13 protein-coding genes are annotated in these 15,245 nt (G+C 65.2%); 9 read left to right on the top strand and 4 right to left on the bottom strand.

What is annotated here, in order from left to right; genetic code table 11:
• Nucleotides 1-58: 58 nt before the first annotated feature.
• Nucleotides 59-1,327 carry a molybdopterin molybdotransferase MoeA gene (locus tag N826_RS27335; protein WP_044433998.1) on the top strand — a complete coding sequence of 423 codons (1,269 nt, stop codon included), beginning with the start codon at nt 59-61 and terminating at the stop codon, nt 1,325-1,327.
• Nucleotides 1,328-1,508: 181 nt separating this feature from the next.
• On the opposite strand, the gene N826_RS40555 is transcribed toward N826_RS27335, so the two are convergent.
• The 4 genes from N826_RS40555 to N826_RS27315 form a co-directional block, all read right to left on the bottom strand.
• Nucleotides 1,509-2,933, bottom strand: coding sequence for a PAS domain-containing sensor histidine kinase (locus tag N826_RS40555; RefSeq protein ID WP_169789422.1), 1,425 nt, complete (start codon nt 2,931-2,933; stop codon nt 1,509-1,511).
• Nucleotides 2,934-3,155: 222 nt separating this feature from the next.
• A complete protein-coding gene (locus N826_RS27325) occupies nt 3,156-3,887 on the bottom strand; it encodes a Bax inhibitor-1/YccA family protein (RefSeq protein ID WP_044433997.1) in 732 nt (243 codons plus the stop codon).
• Nucleotides 3,888-4,094: 207 nt separating this feature from the next.
• Entirely contained in the window at nt 4,095-6,623 is a 2,529-nt protein-coding gene (locus tag N826_RS27320; RefSeq protein WP_044433995.1) for an ABC transporter permease, read from the bottom strand.
• A gap of 10 nt (nt 6,624-6,633) precedes the next feature.
• Complete coding sequence (locus N826_RS27315; RefSeq protein ID WP_084721226.1) at nt 6,634-7,377, bottom strand: ABC transporter ATP-binding protein; 744 nt, start codon at nt 7,375-7,377, stop codon at nt 6,634-6,636.
• 40 nt (nt 7,378-7,417) lie between these two features.
• On the opposite strand from N826_RS27315, the gene N826_RS27310 reads away from it, so the two are divergent.
• The 8 genes from N826_RS27310 to sufD all read left to right on the top strand — a co-directional run bounded on the left by N826_RS27310 (nt 7,418) and on the right by sufD (nt 15,242).
• Nucleotides 7,418-8,095: an arylesterase gene (locus N826_RS27310; protein WP_308518126.1), complete on the top strand. Its 678-nt coding sequence runs from the start codon at nt 7,418-7,420 to the stop codon at nt 8,093-8,095.
• A complete protein-coding gene (locus tag N826_RS27305; protein ID WP_044433989.1) occupies nt 8,092-9,243 on the top strand; it encodes an FIST signal transduction protein in 1,152 nt (383 codons plus the stop codon). The genes N826_RS27310 and N826_RS27305 overlap by 4 nt, the downstream gene beginning before the upstream one ends.
• Nucleotides 9,244-9,286: 43 nt before the next feature.
• Nucleotides 9,287-10,330 (top strand): NADP(H)-dependent aldo-keto reductase, encoded by a 1,044-nt coding sequence (locus N826_RS27300; RefSeq protein WP_044433987.1) that lies wholly within the window; start codon nt 9,287-9,289, stop codon nt 10,328-10,330.
• A 49-nt stretch (nt 10,331-10,379) separates the two neighbouring features.
• Nucleotides 10,380-10,925: an RNA 2',3'-cyclic phosphodiesterase gene (gene thpR, locus N826_RS27295; protein WP_052832142.1), complete on the top strand. Its 546-nt coding sequence runs from the start codon at nt 10,380-10,382 to the stop codon at nt 10,923-10,925.
• A gap of 181 nt (nt 10,926-11,106) precedes the next feature.
• A complete protein-coding gene (locus tag N826_RS27290) occupies nt 11,107-11,616 on the top strand; it encodes an SUF system Fe-S cluster assembly regulator (protein ID WP_044433985.1) in 510 nt (169 codons plus the stop codon).
• Nucleotides 11,600-13,081: a Fe-S cluster assembly protein SufB gene (sufB, locus tag N826_RS27285; protein ID WP_044433983.1), complete on the top strand. Its 1,482-nt coding sequence runs from the start codon at nt 11,600-11,602 to the stop codon at nt 13,079-13,081. Before N826_RS27290 ends, sufB begins: the two co-directional genes overlap by 17 nt.
• A 72-nt stretch (nt 13,082-13,153) precedes the next feature.
• Nucleotides 13,154-13,906, top strand: a complete 753-nt coding sequence (sufC, locus tag N826_RS27280) for a Fe-S cluster assembly ATPase SufC (protein WP_044433981.1) — start codon at nt 13,154-13,156, stop codon at nt 13,904-13,906.
• Between the two features lie 4 nt (nt 13,907-13,910).
• Complete coding sequence (gene sufD / locus N826_RS27275) at nt 13,911-15,242, top strand: Fe-S cluster assembly protein SufD (protein WP_044433979.1); 1,332 nt, start codon at nt 13,911-13,913, stop codon at nt 15,240-15,242.
• The last annotated feature ends 3 nt before the right edge of the window (nt 15,243-15,245 follow it).

The raw sequence follows: 15,245 nt of genomic DNA, 5'->3' as shown, positions 1-15,245 counted from the left end.
GACTACTGTCCTGCACCATAGTGCGCCTGCTGTTTCGGAAGCCTGGGAGAAGACGCCGATGGCCCAACTGAGTGACGACTGCTTCGCGTTCGGCGGGCCGTTGATGACGCTGGAGGCGGCCCAGGACCTGCTGGCGGAGCGGCTGACCGCCGTCACGGGAACCGAGTCCGTGGCTTTGATCGACTCCTTGGGGCGTGTACTGGCGGGCGACGTCGTATCGCCGGTCAGCGTGCCGCCGCACGACAACTCGGCGGTGGACGGCTACGCCGTGCGGTTCGAGGATTTGTCGCGAGAGGGCGACACGGTGCTCCCCATCGTCGGCAGGATCGCCGCCGGCGACGGAGCGGGCAGGCCCGACCCGTGCGGGACCGCCGTCCGCATATTCACCGGAGCGCCGATGCCTCCCGGATTCGATACCGTCATGATGCAGGAGGATTGCCGGGAGCAATCCGGACCCGGTGTGCTGGGAAGCGTGCTGATCCAGCCCGGCATCAAGCGCGGCGCCAATCTGCGGAAGGCCGGGGAAGATGTCATGGCCGGCAGCGTGATTCTGCCCGCAGGACGCCGGCTGCGCCCGCAGGACGTCGGATTGCTGGCGGCGGTCGGATCGACCGCCGTGACCGTGCGCACGCCGCTGCGGGTCGCCATCATTTCCACCGGCAACGAGTTGGTCGAGCCGGGCTCGCCGCTGGCACCCGGCGCCATCTACGACGCCAACCGGTTCACCCTGTCGGCGCTGATCCGGCAGATGGGAGGACGCGTCACGGATTTCGGCATCCTGCGGGACAATCCAGTGGAGTTGAAGCAGGTCCTTGAGACCGCGGCGAAATCGCACGACCTGATCGTCACGACCGGCGGCGTTTCGACCGGGGAAGAGGACCATGTGAAAGGAGCGGTCGAGGCGAGCGGCGGCCTTCATTTCTGGCGGCTCGCGATCAAGCCGGGACGTCCGGTGGCGCTGGGACAGGTGCGTTCGGTACCCTTCGTCGGATTGCCGGGCAATCCGGTCGCAGCCATGATCACGTTCTTCTGCCTTGCCAGGCCGCTGATCCAGCTCCTGGGCGGCGAAACGGTGACCGGACCGACCCTGTTCCGGGTCCGCTCCGATTTCGACTACAAGAAGAAGGAAGGCCGGCGCGAATTCGTCCGCGTCTGTTTACGGCGGGACCCCGGCGGCACCCTTGTCGCGACGAAGTTCCCCCGCGACGGCGCCGGCATCCTCTCGTCCATGGTCGGATCCGACGGACTGGTCGTCCTTTCAGAAGAGATCACGCGCCTGGAGAGCGGCTCCATGGTCGAGTACATGCCGTTTACGGAGGTGCTCTAATACCAGGGTTACTAAACATTGACCGGTCCGGAGCGTTAAATGTCGGGCTGAAGAGGCCCGACCTACGTGAGCGTGCTTTTGCCCGAGGTTGCTTTTGTAGGTCGGGCCTCTTCAGCCCGACATCTTTGCCGGAGCTCACCGGTCAATCTTAAAGGCCCCTGGTATAGCGCTGCGCCAGCGCTCAAGCCGCCGACGACAGGACTCGCGTCGCCGGGACGCTGACGCGGACGCGGGTGCCGCGTCCCAGGTCGCTTTCGATCGACAGGCTGCCGCCATGCAGTTCCACCAGCGTCCGGACGATCGACAGGCCAAGGCCCGTTCCATCTTCGCCGGCGCTGTGGGAGTTGCTGGCCTGGGCGAAGGGCTCCTGGACCAGTGACAGTTCGGCTTCCGGAATGCCGATGCCGGTATCGCTGACGACCAGTTCCAGTTCGTTCGACGGACCGATCCCTGCCGTCAACTCGATCAGCCCGCCGACAGGGGTGTATTTGACCGCATTGGTCAGCAGGTTGATCAGCACCTGCTTCAGCGCCCGCTCGTCGCCTTGGATCTTGAGGGTGCGTTCGACCCGCGTGTTCAGGACGATCCGCTTGCGGGCAGGACGGTCGCCGAGAAGCTGGATCGAAGCACGGACGAGGGCGTCCAGATCGACGATCCCCTCGGTCAGCGTGTAGCGGCCCGACTCGACCTTGGCGAGATCCAGGATATCGTCGATTAGGTCCAGCAGGTAATGCCCGCTGGTTTCGATATCCCTGCAGTACTCGTGGTATTTGGGAGAGCCCAGCGGACCGAACAGCTCCCCCCGCATGACATCGGCGAAGCCGATCACGGCCGTCAAGGGTGTCCGCAGCTCATGGCTCATCAGCGACAGGAAATCGGACTTGGCCCGGCTGCTCGCCTCCGCCGCATTGCGGGCGGCGACCGCGTCCGACCGGGCATGCTCCAGTTCGTCCCGGGCTTCGGCCAGTTCCCGTTCCCGGGCGACGCGGGCAGTGACATCGACGCCGATGCCCCAGCCGCCGGGATAGTCGGCGATCGGGAAGTCCTTGGCGATGCAGGACACCGCGATCGTCCTGACGGTGCCGTCCTTGCAGGTGATCTGGCGCTCCCAGTCGCGGCACCGGAGCGCCGCCCTGCCGATCTCGGCGGCGCTGGCCCGGCGGTAATCCGGATCGGGCAGCAGGAGTTCCATGATGCGCGGGTTGCCGATCGCTTCCGACGCGCTGTACCCGGTGATGCGTTCCGCCTCCCGGTTCCAGAGGGCGACCTGATGGTCCCTGTCGAACGCGGCGACAAGAACCGGCATGTTCTCAAGCATGACCAGCAGCCGCCGCTGATCCTGTCTCAGCACCGCTTCCGACTGCGCCGCCTCCCCGACCCGACGGACGAGGCGGTGGAGCAGAAAGGCGGTGACCAGGATGAAGACGAGCCCTTTGAGCGTGTGGACCGACGACAGGAACGATGCGTCGCCAAGCGCCCACTGCAGGATACCGTCGGACATCAATATCCAGAAAGCCGCCAACGCCGCGTAGATCAGGGCGACGGGCATGGCGCGGTAACGGGGTCGTCCAGTGGACAGCCCTCCTCCGCCGCGGTCGTCCCGCATCCTGGAGTTTGCAAGCGCGCGGTTTATTACACACACCATACGTTGAGCGGGAAAAACCGGACCTAAGTTATAATCCGACCCGGCCTTTAGTCTAGAATATCTCCAGGAAGGAATAAACCGCCACCGCGCGCGCCACCTTGTGATGCATGGCAGCCGATACGAAAAAACCCAGGCCGCGAGGCCTGGGTTTCGTCCGTATCCAGTCGCTGAAGCCGGAGGAGCTTATTCGCGCTGGCCGAAGAGGTGAAGCAGCATCGTGAACAGGTTGATGAAGTTCAGATACAGCGACAGGGCGCCCATCAGGGCCATCTTGCCGAGCGACTCGGAGCCGTAACCTTCGCTGTATTCTTCCTTGATGCGCTGGGTATCATAGGCGGTCAGGCCCGTGAAGATCAGCACGCCGATCACCGACACGGCGAACTGTAGCGCGGAAGACGCCAGGAAGATGTTGACCACGCTCGCGACGATGATGCCGATCAGGCCCATCAGCAGGAACGAGCCCATGCCCGACAGGTCGCGCTTGGTCGTGTATCCCCACAAGCTCATCGCGCCGAATGTAGCACCGGTGATGAAGAACACGCGGGCGATGCTGGCGCCGGTATAGACCAGGAAGATGGACGACAGCGACAGGCCCATGACGGCCGCGAAGGCCCAGAAGGTCGTCTGGGCGGCCGACATCGACATAGAGTGGATTTTGGCCGACAGGAAGAACACGAAGCCCAGCGGGGCCAGCATCACCACCCACTTCAGCGGGGAGCCGTACATCACCTGTGCGAAGGCCGGGTTGGACATGGCCAGCATGGCGGTAACGAAAGCCACCACGCCGGTCAGGCCCAGACCGATCGACATGTAATTGTACACGCTCAGCATATGCTGGCGCAGGCCTTCGTCGTACTGGGCCTGATCGACCGCGCGGCCGGGGGTCGCGTACCGATTGAACAGTCCGTTTGCCATGTGATCCTCGATCCGAAAGGCAGTTTTAACCTGACACAGGATATTGGGGAGATCGCCGAGCAATTCAATGGAAATCGGATGCCGGGACCATCCGGTTCTTCATCCGTAACCCTTTGACGCCCAAGGTTTATATCCTGGTGTGCAGGTGTACGAACGAGTTTCCGTTTTAATCCCGAAAAATTTTCGGGACTGGTATCGGCACCGGCTTCAATCGTTCCGCAGCAGCGGCGCCGCCGGCTGGCCGAGCGCCCGCCACGTGCCGATGAAGCCGAAAGCCAGAGTGATCGCGGTGCAGATGACGGCGGTGGACAGCACCGCCGACGGCAGGAAGGTCCATTCCCAGTCCATCACGTGGACCAGCACCGCCCAGGCGGTCAGAGTGCCGATGGCGCCGGAAATCGCGGCCGTGATGAGGCCGAGCAGGCCGTATTCGACCAGGAAGGCCTTGAGCACGTCGGCGCGGGTGGCGCCCAGCACCTTCAGCACGACGGCGTCGTAGACCCGCCGCCTGTGGCCGGCGGCGACCGCTCCCGCCAGCACCAGCGTCCCGGCCAGCAGCGTGATCGCCGCCGTGACGCGGACTGCGGTCCCGATATTGCCGAGCAGCTCGTTGACGGTATCCAGCGCGTCGCGGACCCGAACCGACGTGATGTTGCCGAACTTGTCGGTGACGGCGCGCTGGATCAAAGGCTCCGCCTCCGGCGTCGCCCGGACGGTGGCGAGGAAGGTCTGAGGCGCCCCTTCCAGCACGCCGGGGGAGAAGATGATCGTGAAGTTGATGTTCATGGTGGAGAAGTCGATGGCGCGGATGCTCGCCACCTCGGCCGTGATGTCGCGGCCCAGCACGTTGACGGTCAGCGTGTCGCCCAGGCCGATGCCGAAGGCGTCGGCGATGTCGGCATAGATCGACACCAGCGGCTTGCCCTTATAGTCGTCAGGCCACCACTGCCCGGCGGTGATCTCGGCATCCTCCGGCGGCGGGCCGGAATATGTGACGCCCCGATCGCCGCGCAGCACCCAGGCATGCTCGGGGTTGACCAGCGCCTTTTCGGCCTCCACGCCGTTCGCCTGGGAGATCCGGCCGCGCAGCATCGGGACCTCCCGCAGGTCGCTGGCCCCGCTGACGCCGAGAACGGTGCTGTTGAAGTCGGCGCGCTGGTTCGGCTGGATATCGATGAAGAAATAGGCGGGCGCGTTCTTTGGGATGCTCTCGTTGACGCGGGCGGAAAAATTGCCCTCGATCAGGGCGATGGCGACCAGCACGGTCAGGCCAAGGCCGAGCGACAGGACGACGCTGCCGGTCGGGTTGCCCGGCCGGTGCAGGTTGGCGAGTGCCAGCCGGAAGCCCGGATTGCGCGGCCTGCCGACGCGGGCAGCTCCCCAGGTGACCCCCGTTGCGGCGAACCGGAAGGCCAGCAGCGTCAGGAACGCACCGCCGACGAACCATGCCGCGAAGGCCTTTTCCTGTGCCGTCACGATCGCCAGCGCCGCGAGAGCGGCCCCCGAGAGCAGGCCAGCCGCCAGATAGAGGCCGCGCGGGCGGCCTGAGGCCGGCGAGACGACATCCCGGAACAGGGCGCCGGCGGGAACTTCCCGCGCCCGCCCAAGCGGCCAGAGCGAGAAAGTCAGCGCCGTCAGCAGGCCGAAGGCCGCCGCGATGGCGAGACCGCCGGGATATATGCCGATGCGCGCCGTGATCGGCAGCACGTTCGCCAGCGCCGCCGCCGCGATCAGCGGCGCCACAGCACCGATGACGAGACCGAGCAGGATGCCGAGGGAGGCGAGCACGAGGATCTGGAGCAGGTAGGCCTGGAACACCAGCGGACCGGGGGCGCCCAGGCATTTAAGGGTCGCGATGGTGGCGATCTTGCCGTCGAGATAGCTGCGCACCGCGTTGCCGACGCCGACGCCGCCGACCAGCAGCGCCGTCAGCCCGACCAGCGTCAGGAACAGGGTCAGCCGGCCGATGAAGCGCTCGATCTGCGGGGCGGCGTTGGTGAAGTCGCGCACCCGCCAGCCGGCGTCGGGGAAGCGGCTCTGAAGATCGGTCTGCCAAGCCTGGAGGTCGGTGCCCGGATTGAGGCCGACCTTGTAGTTCCAATAGATCATGCTGCCGGGCTGGATCAGGCCGGTGCTTTCCAGCGCATCGAGGTCGATCAGCAGGCGCGGCCCTAGGACGAAGCCGCCGGACGCGGCGCGGTCGGGCTCGCGCTCGATCGTGCCCCGGATGCGGAAGGTCGTATCGCCGACCTTGACGGCGTCGCCGACCTTGAGGTCCAGGCGCTGGCTGACGGTATCCTCGACCACGGCGCCCCAGGCGCCGTCCCGTTGGCCGAGAGCTTCGTGAAGATTACCGCCCTCGCGGAGCGTGAAGGCGCCATAGAGCGGGTAAGGGTCATCGACCGCCTTCAGCTCGACCAGGGTCGAGCGGGCGCCGTCCTCCCGCCTGGCCATCGAGCGCGCCTCGACCGCGACCGACACGCGGCCCTGTGAGTCGAGATAGGTCCGCTCCGCCTCCCCGATCGGATTGTAGAGGACGCGGAGCGCCACGTCGCCGCCCAGGATCGCCCGCCCATCGGCCCGCAATCCTTCGATGATGCCGCCGGACAGCGACTGCACCGTCGCGATGGCGGCCACCCCCAGCGTCAGGCAGGCGAGAAAGATGCGGAAGCCCTTGAGGCCGCCGCGAAGCTCGCGCCGGGCGATGGTCCAGGCGATCGACAGCGTATTGTTCATGGGGGAATTCTCAGACGCCGGAGGCGAGGATGGGGCGCAGGTTGGCCTTTGTGCCGTCGCGGCTCTCGATCAGGCCGTCCACCAGCCGGATCGCGCGGTCGCAGCGGGCGGCCAAGGCAGGATCGTGGGTGATCAGGACCAGCGTGGCGCCTCGGTTCTTCGCCAGATCGAACATCAGGCGGATGACCTGGGCACCGGTCTCGCCGTCCAGGTTGCCGGTGGGTTCGTCGGCCAGCAGCAGCGACGGTTCCGACGAGAAGGCGCGGGCCAAGGCCACGCGCTGCTGCTCGCCGCCGGAAAGCTGGCCGGGATAATGGGTGGTGCGGTGCTTGAGGCCGACGGCCTCCAGCCCGGCATGGGCACGCTCGAAGGCGTCCCGGCGGCCGGCGAACTCCAGCGGGATCGCGACGTTCTCCAGGGCCGTCATGGTCGGGATCAGGTGGAACGCCTGGAACACGATGCCGACGTGGTCACGGCGGAAGCGGGCCAGCTTGTCCTCGTCCATTCCGCCGAGATCGTGTCCGGCGACCCGAACCAATCCGCTGGTTGGACGTTCCAGGCCCGCCATGATCATCATCATGGTGGACTTGCCGGACCCCGAAGGCCCCACCACGCTGACCGTCTCGCCGCGCCCGACCGACAGGTCGATGCCACGCAGGATGTTGACGGGACCGGCGGCACTGGCCAGCTTTAGGTGTACGTCGGCCAATTCGACGATCAGGTCACCCCGAGATACAGCATCGGAATTCGCCATGGGTTTTCCAGACATTCATGAACGCTCAAGCGGATATGGCTTGCGTGGCCGGCTTTTCAACGCGGTTGCGAAGGCAACCGCCGTCGCGGCGCTGGGGTTGGGAGTGGCGATGACGCCTGTCGCAGCGGCTGAACCGGTCAAGATTCTGGCGCTTGGCGACAGCCTGACCGCCGGCTATGGGCTGCCGGAAGCCGACGCCTTCACCACCAGGCTCCAGCAGGCGCTGAAGGACAAGGGCTATGACGTCCAGGTGATAAACGCCGGCGTTTCCGGCGATACCACGGCGGGCGGCAGGGCGCGGCTGGACTGGGCGCTAGGCGATCAGCCGGATGTCGCGGTGGTGGAACTAGGCGCAAATGACGGGTTGCGCGGCCTCGATCCAGCCTCGACGCGGGAGAACCTGGATGCCATTCTTACGGTGATGAAAGAGCGCGGAGTCCCGACCCTGCTGGCCGGGATGTACGCGCCGCGCAACCTGGGGCGGGAGTACGGCGACCGCTTCAACGCGATATATCCGGAACTCGCCGCGAAACATGACGTGCCGCTCTATCCTTTCTTCCTGGAGGGGGTGGCCTTGGACCCCAAGCTGAACCAGGAGGACGGGATGCATCCCAATGCCAAGGGTGTCGCGATCGTGGTGGATGGCATTTTGCCGCACCTGACCGCCCTGATCGACGGTCTTCCCGGAACAGCCGATACGGGAGCAAAAGGCAAATGAGCGGGCGTGACGCACCGACCGGCGCCCGCTTCGCATCGGCCGTGGGAACCGGCGAGGACTGGCGCACGACGGTCAAGGCCTGCCTGGACAAGCTGGGGCCGGTCGACGGCTGCAACCTGGGCTTCCTCTACATTTCCGACGAGCTGGCCGCCGATGCCGTCAGCATCGTGACGCTGATGCGCGGCGTCACCGGCATCAAGGACTGGGTCGGGACGGTCGGCATCGGCATCTGTGCGACGGGTGAGGAGCTGTTCGGCAAGCCGGCCATCGCCGTGATGGCGGCGCAGTTCGAACCCGGCAGCTTCCACCTGCCCGCCCCCATCACCGAGAGCATCGAGGGCTTCGCCCCCGAGACGGTGGAATGGCTGAAGGGCCATGGCCCGGTGCTGGCGCTGGTCCACGGTGATCCTCGCAATCCCCAGACCCACGACATTATCCCCGAACTGTCCGACGCGCTGGGCGGCTTCCTGGTCGGCGGGCTGACATCGTCCCGGACCAACTACGGCCAGTTCGGCGGGCGGCCGGGCACCGCCCCGGTGATCGAGGGCGGCGTGTCGGGCGTGCTGTTCTCCAGCGACGTCCCGGTCGCCACCGGCCTGACGCAGGGCTGCACGCCGATCGGGCCGGTCCACAAGATCACCAGGGCACAGAACAACATCATCGTCGAAATCGACGGCAGGCCGGCGCTGGACGTCTTCAAGGAGGACATCGGCGAGCTGCTGGCGCGCGACCTGCGCCGGGTCGCCGGCTATATCTTCGCCGCACTGCCGATCACCGGGTCGGATACCGGCGACTATCTCGTGCGCAATCTGGTCGGCATCGATCCCAACCACGGGCTGATCGCCATCGGCGACATGGTCGAGCCGGGCCGCTCCATCATGTTCGCACGGCGCGATCTGGCGAGCGCCCAGGCCGATCTGGAGCGGATGCTGTCCGTCATCCAGAAGCGGCTGAAGGGGCCGCCGCGCGGCGGCGTCTACGTGTCCTGCCTTGCCCGCGGACCGGCGCTGTTCGGCGACGATAGCCAGGAGCTGAAGACGATCCGGGACACGCTGGGCGATTTTCCGCTGGTGGGATTTTTCGCCAACGGGGAGATTTCCCACAACCGGCTTTACGGCTATACCGGCGTACTCACCCTCTTCCTGTAAGTTTAAGCCTCCTGTAAGTTTGAAAAGTTCTACAAGGAATACCATGGAATACCGGAGACTGGGCCGCACCGACGTGCAGGTCAGCGCCATCTGCCTTGGGACGATGACCTGGGGGCGGCAGAACACGGAGGCCGAGGGCCACGCCCAGATGGACTACGCGCTGGAGCGCGGCGTCAATTTCTGGGACACCGCCGAGATGTACGCGATCCCGCCGATCGAGGAGAGCTACGGTTCGACCGAGAGGATCATCGGCACGTGGTTCGAGAGCCGGGGCAGCCGCGACAAGGTCGTGCTGGCGAGCAAGGCGATCGGCCGGGCTCCAGGAGGATTCGGCTGGATTCGCGAAGGCCAGGCGCGGCTTGACCGCGACAACCTCGTCCGCGCCGTCGAGGACAGCCTGTCCCGGCTGAAAACCGACTACATCGACCTCTACCAATTCCACTGGCCCGACCGCACCACCGCCCGCTTCGGCGCGCGCGGCTACAAGGGCGGAGACGACGCGGAAGCGACGCCGATCGAGGAGACGCTGCGCGCCGCCGACGACCTCGTGCGTTCCGGCAAGGTCCGCTTCATCGGCCTGTCTAACGAGTCGCCCTGGGGCACGATGACCTTCCTGCGGCTGGCCGACCAGCTAGGCCTGCCCCGCGTCGTCAGCGTCCAGAACGCCTACAACCTGCTGAACCGCAGCTACGAGGACGGTCTGGCCGAGGTCTCGGTCCGCGAACAGGCCGGCCTGCTGGCCTACTCGCCGCTGGCCGCCGCGACCCTGACCGGCAAGTACCTGGACGGCGCTGTTCCGCCCGGCACCCGCCGCGCGCTGGACCACCGCAAGTCGCGCTACGACAAGGTCAACGCCGATCCGGCCGTCCGCGCCTATCTGGACATCGCCAAGCGCCACGGCCTGGACCCGGCGCATCTGGCGCTGGCCTTCGTCAACCGGCAGCCCTTCGTGACGTCCAACATCATCGGCGCCACGTCGATGGAGCATCTGAAGACCAACATCGACTCCATCGAAATCAATCTGTCGGAAGAGGTGTTGAAGGAGATCGAGGACGTCCACGAAAGGCTCCCGAACCCCTGTCCATAGGCCCCTGTCCCTGAGACCTTGAAGACGCCGTTCGTCGGCTTGATGCACCATGATTCGCTTGTTCGTAGCCCTGGAACTGCCGGCAGCCGTCCGGGAACGCCTCGCCGGCCTCGGCGGCGGCGTCCCCGGCGCCCGCTGGACCGAAATCAATAACCTGCACTTGACCGTCCGCTTCATCGGCGAGGTCGAGAACGGGCTGATCCCCGACATAGACGAGGCTCTTGCGGGCGTCTCTGCGCCCGCCTTCGACCTCGTGCTCGACGGCGTCGGCCAGTTCGGCAGCGGCAGCCGGTCGCGCATCCTGTGGGCCGGGGTGGAGCGCAACGAGGCGCTGTTCCACCTGAACCAGAAGGTCGAATCGGCGCTGGTGCGTGCGGGATTTCCGCCTGAAGAACGCCGCTATACGCCCCACGTGACCCTCGCCCGCCTCCACAACTCCCCCCAGGAGCGGGTCGGCCGCTTCATCGAGGATCGCGGACTGTTCCGCGCCGGTCCGATCCCGATCGGGCATTTCACCCTGCTCGAAAGCCGTCCGGGACGGAGCGGCGTGGTTTATGATCCGCTGCGGGACTACCCGCTGGAACCGTCGGGCTGATCCACCCTTCGACGCGGCGGAATGTCGCACTCACTCAACCACGTTTAAAATGCCCCAGTAATGCACTGGGTCTTTCATCGTCCCGGCCGAAAGGCGTATGATCGGGCCGTCAAGCACCTTGACATCCCAGCGCGGCTCATCACTTAATCAGTACCAGATTGGTACGGATTAAGGCGCCGGGATGATCAAGCTCAGCAAGATGACGGACTACGCGGTGATCGTGATGGCGCGAATGGCGCGTGACGGCGCCTGCGTCCAGACCGTTCCTCAGCTTGCCGAGCGCACCGGCGTCCCTGCTCCCACTGTCGCCAAACTCATGAAACTGCTGGCCCCTGCCGGCCTGATGGACTCCCATCGGGGCGCGGCCGGCGGCTACAGCCTGACGCGCGCGGCGGAAGGCATTTCGATCGCCGAGATCATCAGCGCTGTGGACGGGCCGATAGCACTGACCGCCTGCGTCGATGGCGCCGAAGGGCATTGCGACGTCGAAAGCCTGTGCCCCATGCGGGGCAATTGGGACAAGGTCAACCGCGCCGTCCGCCGGGCCTTGGAAGAAGTGACTTTGGCGGATATGAGCACGGTGCCGGCGTTTCCACCGCTGGCGGCGCTGGAGCAGAACGAATTGATCGATAACCGTCGGACCGGACGGACTACGAGGGTAATAGGAGAGAAGCATGGCTGCGACGCTTGAGACTGTCGAACAAGTCCGGGCCGTAACGGAACAGAAGTACAAGTATGGCTTCTTCACCGATATCGAGTCGGATACCGCGCCCAAGGGGCTGAGCGAGGATACCGTCCGCTTCATCTCGGCACGCAAGAACGAGCCGGAATGGCTGCTGGAATGGCGTCTCAAGGCCTATCGTCACTGGCTGACGATGGAAGAGCCGAACTGGGGCAAGCTGGGCTATCCGCCGATCGACTACCAGGACTCCTACTACTACTCCGCCCCCAAGGTCGCAGCCGGTCCGAAGAGCCTGGACGAGGTCGATCCCGAACTGCTCCGGACCTACGAGAAGCTGGGCATCCCGCTGAAGGAGCAGGCGATCCTGGCCGGCGTCGAAGGCGCCGGCGACAGCCCCTCCATCGCGGTCGATGCCGTGTTCGACAGCGTTTCGGTGGCGACCACCTTCAAAAAGAAGCTCGAAGAGAAGGGCATCATCTTCTGTCCGATCTCCGAAGCGGTCCAGACCCATCCGGAGCTGGTCAAGAAGTACATGGGTTCGGTCGTTCCGTACTCGGACAACTTCTTCGCGACGCTGAACTCGGCGGTGTTTACCGACGGCTCGTTCGTCTACATCCCCAAGGGCGTCCGCTGCCCGATGGAACTGTCGACCTACTTCCGCATCAACGCCAAGAACACCGGCCAGTTCGAGCGGACGCTGATCATCGCCGACGAAGGCAGCTATGTCAGCTATCTGGAAGGCTGCACGGCGCCCCAGCGCGACGAGAACCAGCTCCATGCCGCCGTGGTCGAACTGGTCACGCATGACGACGCGCAGATCAAGTACTCGACCGTGCAGAACTGGTATCCGGGCGACGAGAACGGCAAGGGCGGCATCTACAACTTCGTGACCAAGCGCGGCGCCTGTCGCGGCAAAAACTCGAAGATCTCGTGGACGCAGGTCGAGACCGGCTCCGCCATCACCTGGAAGTACCCGAGCTGCATCCTCCAGGGCGACAATTCGGTCGGCGAGTTCTATTCGGTCGCGATCACGAACAACCGCCAGCAGGCCGATACCGGCACCAAGATGATCCATATCGGCAAGAACACGAAGTCCACCATCGTGTCGAAGGGCATCTCGGCGGGCAAGGCGCAGAACACCTATCGCGGCCTGGTCAAGATCATGCCCAAGGCGGACGGCGCCCGCAACTTCACCCAGTGCGACAGCCTGCTGATCGGCGACAAGTGCGGTGCCCATACCGTGCCGTATATCGAAAGCCGGAACCGCAGCGCCCGCGTCGAGCATGAAGCGACGACCGCCAAGATCAGCGAAGACCAGATGTTCTATTGCCAGCAGCGGGGATTGTCGTCGGAAGACGCGGTGTCGCTGATCGTCAACGGCTTCTGCAAGGAGGTCCTGAAGGAACTCCCGATGGAATTCGCGGTCGAGGCGCAGAAGCTGGTCGGCATCAGCCTGGAAGGCAGCGTGGGCTAAACCCTGCGCGCCCTCTCCATAAATCCCGGCTGAACCACCCCAAAAAACAAGATACCGAACGGAACCGAACCGATGCTCGAAATCAGGAATCTTCACGTCAACGTCGTCGGCAAGCCCATCCTGAAGGGCCTGGACCTGACCGTCAACGCCGGTGAGGTGCATGCCATCATGGGGCCGAACGGGGCTGGCAAGAGCACGCTCGGCTATACGCTGGCCGGCCGCGACGGCTACGAGGTCACCGAGGGCAGCGTGACGTACCGGGGCAAGGACCTGCTGGAACTGGAGCCGGACGAACGGGCAGCATCCGGCGTGTTCCTGGCCTTCCAGTACCCGGTCGAAATCCCCGGCGTGTCCAACACGACGTTCCTGAAGTCGGCGCTCAACTCGATCCGCAAGGCGCATGGCGAGAAGGAGCTGGACGCGATGCAGTTCCTGAAGCTGATCAGGGCCAAGACCAAGGAACTTGGCATGACCGACGAGATGCTGAAGCGCGCAGTCAATGTCGGCTTCTCCGGCGGTGAGAAGAAGCGCAACGAAGTGCTTCAGATGGCCGTGCTCGACCCCGCCTTCTGTGTGCTGGACGAAACCGACAGCGGCCTGGACATCGATGCGTTGCGGATCGTGGCCGACGGCGTCAACGCGCTGCGCGGTCCCGACCGCGCTATTCTGGTCATCACCCACTACCAGCGCCTGCTCGACTACATCGTTCCGGACAAGGTTCACGTGCTGGCCAATGGCCGCATCGCGCGCACCGGCGACAAGAGCCTGGCGCTGGAACTGGAAGAAAAAGGCTACGCCGAGTTCGGCGTAGACGAGGCGGCCTGATACCATGGCGACTGAAACCGCATCCCCCATCCAGTCCTACCTGGACCATTACGGTCGGATAGCCTCCGGCCTGCCCGGCGGCACCCTGCCCTGGCTGGGCTCCCTGCGCGAAGCCGGGATCGCCCGTTTCCGCAAGCAGGGCTTCCCCGGCGCTCGGGTCGAGGCGTGGCGCTATACCAGCCTGCGTCCGCTGGAAAAGTTCGCCTTCGCACCGGCTCCCGCCGCCGCCGGTACGGTGGCTATCGACCTGCTGCCGACGGTCATGCCGGCAGGCCAGCCGTCGCACCGTCTGGTGTTCGTCGATGGCGCCTACCGGTCGGATCTGTCCTCCATTGGCACGCTCCCCGCCGGTGCCGTCGTGACGTCGCTGGGCGAAGCACTGGTGTCGCAGGCCGGTCTGCTTGAGCAGTACCTGGGCAAGGTCGGGGTCACCGACTCCAACCCGTTCCAGGCGCTCAACACCGCCTTCCTGTCCGACGGCGTCGTGGTTCACGTGCCCAAGGGCGTCGCCATCGCGGAGCCGATCGAGGTCGTGTTCGTCGGCAGCGGGTCGGAAAATCCGACCATGCACCACCCGCGCATCCTGATCGTCGTGGAAGCCAATGCCGAAGCGACGGTGGTCGAACATCATGTCGGGCTCGGCGCCGGGACCTACTTCTCCAACCTCGTGACCGAGATCGTGGCCGGGGAAGGTGCGCGCCTGCATCACTACAAGGCGCAGCGGGAAACGCCCCAAGCCTTCCACATGGCGACCGTCACGGCGGATCTGGCCAAGGACAGCAGCTACGACAACTTCGTGCTGACCATCGGCGGCCGGCTGTCCCGCAATGAAATCAAGCCTGTGTTGAACGGGACGGGTGTCGAATGCCGCTTGTCGGGCGCCTATATGGTGAACGGCGTTCAGCACTGCGATACGACCACCGTGATCGACCATGCCCATCCGCAATGCACCAGCCGCGAAGTCTACAAGGGCGTCATCGACGGCAACGCCAAGGCGGTCTTCCAGGGCAAGATCATCGTCCGGCCGGATGCGCAGAAGACCGACGGCTACCAGTTGAACCGGGCGCTGCTGCTGTCCGACACGGCCGAGATCGACAGCAAGCCGGAGCTTGAGATCTACGCCGACGACGTCAAGTGCAGCCACGGTGCCACCGCCGGCGAGCTGGACGACGACCAGCTCTTCTATCTCCGCGCTCGCGGCATCGATCTGGAGTCCGCGCGCAATCTCCTGATCGCGGCCTTCCTGGCGGATGCCATCGAGGAGGTCCGGATCGAAACGGTACGCGATTCCTTCCAGGGGATCGTCTCCGGTTGGCTCAAGTCGCAGCGTTCCTGAGTT

The sequence above is a fragment of the Skermanella aerolata KACC 11604 genome (assembly GCF_000936425.1).
GTDB lineage: Bacteria > Pseudomonadota > Alphaproteobacteria > Azospirillales > Azospirillaceae > Skermanella > Skermanella aerolata.
The sequence above is the reverse complement of the archived record's forward strand: the minus strand, read 5'-3'. Positions and strand labels throughout refer to the sequence as shown.

Coding starts and splice junctions, on each gene's coding strand:
- N826_RS27335 (WP_044433998.1), top strand. CDS start 59: ATGGCCCAACTGAGTGACGACTGCTTCGCGTTCGGCGGGCCGTTGATG.
- N826_RS40555 (WP_169789422.1), bottom strand. CDS start 2,933: ATGCGGGACGACCGCGGCGGAGGAGGGCTGTCCACTGGACGACCCCGT.
- N826_RS27325 (WP_044433997.1), bottom strand. CDS start 3,887: ATGGCAAACGGACTGTTCAATCGGTACGCGACCCCCGGCCGCGCGGTC.
- N826_RS27320 (WP_044433995.1), bottom strand. CDS start 6,623: ATGAACAATACGCTGTCGATCGCCTGGACCATCGCCCGGCGCGAGCTT.
- N826_RS27315 (WP_084721226.1), bottom strand. CDS start 7,377: ATGGCGAATTCCGATGCTGTATCTCGGGGTGACCTGATCGTCGAATTG.
- N826_RS27305 (WP_044433989.1), top strand. CDS start 8,092: ATGAGCGGGCGTGACGCACCGACCGGCGCCCGCTTCGCATCGGCCGTG.
- N826_RS27300 (WP_044433987.1), top strand. CDS start 9,287: ATGGAATACCGGAGACTGGGCCGCACCGACGTGCAGGTCAGCGCCATC.
- thpR (WP_052832142.1), top strand. CDS start 10,380: ATGATTCGCTTGTTCGTAGCCCTGGAACTGCCGGCAGCCGTCCGGGAA.
- N826_RS27290 (WP_044433985.1), top strand. CDS start 11,107: ATGATCAAGCTCAGCAAGATGACGGACTACGCGGTGATCGTGATGGCG.
- sufB (WP_044433983.1), top strand. CDS start 11,600: ATGGCTGCGACGCTTGAGACTGTCGAACAAGTCCGGGCCGTAACGGAA.
- sufC (WP_044433981.1), top strand. CDS start 13,154: ATGCTCGAAATCAGGAATCTTCACGTCAACGTCGTCGGCAAGCCCATC.
- sufD (WP_044433979.1), top strand. CDS start 13,911: ATGGCGACTGAAACCGCATCCCCCATCCAGTCCTACCTGGACCATTAC.